Raw genomic sequence first — 1,797 nt, 5'->3', positions numbered from 1 at the left:
GCCGAGACCGCTTGCCAGGCCATCGACGGCCTGCTGCACTTCGGCAGCATCACGGGCATCGCGAGCCTGGCGTTCCAGGCGCTCGCGCTCCGACAGTGAACGGTTGGCGTCGGCCTCGTCTTCGAGCTTGAGCTTGGCGATGGTCGCGTCGCGCAGCACCTGCAGCGAGCGGGCGAGATCGCCGATCTCGTCCTTGCACTCGGCTTCCGACAGGTCGACATCGGTCTTGCCCGCAGCGATTTCACCGGTGACGCCGATGACCGCCGCAACGCGCTTGCGGAATCGGGTGGCAAGCGTCCAACCGACCAGGATCATGATCAAGGCTGCGACGGCGATAACCGCGACGGAGATCATCGCAAGCTGCGAGAGACCGGCAAAGACGGTAGCCTGCGGCACGGATACGACGACGTACCAGGTTGTATCGGGCAGAAGCTTGACCGGCACGGCAACGGCGATGTGCACCGAGCCATCCGTGTGGGTGAGTTCAAACGCCTGCTCGGTCTTGCCCAGAAGCTGGCCCCAACCGCCGGCCTCAAGCCCGGTGTCCTTTAGCGATTTTCCAAGGAAAGTCTGATCGGGATGGCTGATGATGCTGCCGCCCTGGCTGACCAGCGAAACGAATCCGGTACCGAACGGGGCCAGCTTGCCCAACTCGTTGGAAAGGTGGTCAAGCGCCATGTCGACGCCATCGACGCCGACGAAGGCATTGTCGAGCTTCAACGGCACCATGATCGACGTCATCAGCACGTCCTTGCCGTCGATCTTGTAGAAGTAAGGCTCGGTGATCATGTCGCGGCCAGTCTTCTTGGGGACCTGATAGTAATCTCCTGCGCCGGGCTTGTCGTAATCGACCAGCGCTTCGTACACGATCTTTTCCCCCGAACGGGCGATATAGGGAACGTAGCGGCCACTGGCATCGTGGCCCGGTTTGCCCGCATATTCCGCATCCTTGCCGTCAAACGCGTTCGGCTCCCAGCCGGTGCTGAGGCCAACGGCGAGCGGGTTGTCCGCGATCAGCTTTTTCAGCAGCGCAACCGTACCTTCGCGAGACGCCGTGCCACTGTCCTTCATGGCATAGAGGGCAGAGCGCATGTTGTTGGCGAGCGTTTTCGTCTCTGCGAACCTCGCCTCGACGTTGGCGGCGCTTGCATAGGCGGCGTTGGTCATCTCCGCAATGCTGCGCTCTTTCAGCTGCTGATAGGATAGCCAGAACACGATGGCAGCCGTGACCATACAGGTCAAAAGGCCAGTCATCACGATGGCAAACATGTTTCGTGCGGTCGCAGTCTTGAGAATCACCGTTCGTCTCCCTTCGCGCGATTGCTTGAAAAAGCAGATCGCGAGCAAACTTCGAACGCGTGATGGAAAGCCAAAACACGCGCAGCGTGAGGCAGGTGTCTGGAACACATCGGTGGCCCTGAGGCGAGCTTTTCGGGAGATGGACCCTATCGGCGGATGTGCGGTGCGAAGTCATTTCGCGGCAATCGGACGGTATGCCTCGACACTTTATCAAAACTTAAAAAAGGAAAGCCGGAACAACGAATTACGGCGCACGCGCCGATTTTCGAAAAACGGGCATCCAAAAACAAAGACCCGGAGTTGTGCTCCGGGCCCTGCTTCGCATCTAAGGTGTTTTACGTCTATGCGGCGCGACGGCGCGGCATAGCTGCCGGCGCATAGGCGCTCTGGGTATTGCCGAGGTTGAACTGGGCCAGAAGCGCATTGAGCGAAGCGGCTTCCGAAGCCAGGCCATGGCTTGCCGCCGTCTGCTCTTCCACCATTGCCGCGTTCTGCTGC

The 1,797-nt window shown here is 60.3% G+C and carries 1 protein-coding gene; it reads right to left on the bottom strand.

Going from position 1 to position 1,797, the window contains the following annotated elements:
- Nucleotides 1–1,299: cache domain-containing protein (locus BKP54_RS34700; RefSeq protein ID WP_128090578.1), on the bottom strand; the 1,299-nt coding region annotated here is incomplete at its 3' end.
- Nucleotides 1,300–1,797: the final 498 nt, after the last annotated feature.

Origin of the sequence: Ensifer sp. 1H6, assembly GCF_001976035.1 — a bacterium.
Taxonomy (GTDB): domain Bacteria; phylum Pseudomonadota; class Alphaproteobacteria; order Rhizobiales; family Rhizobiaceae; genus Ensifer; species Ensifer canadensis.
Note: the sequence above shows the minus strand (reverse complement) of the source record. Positions and strands in the feature narration are given on the sequence as shown.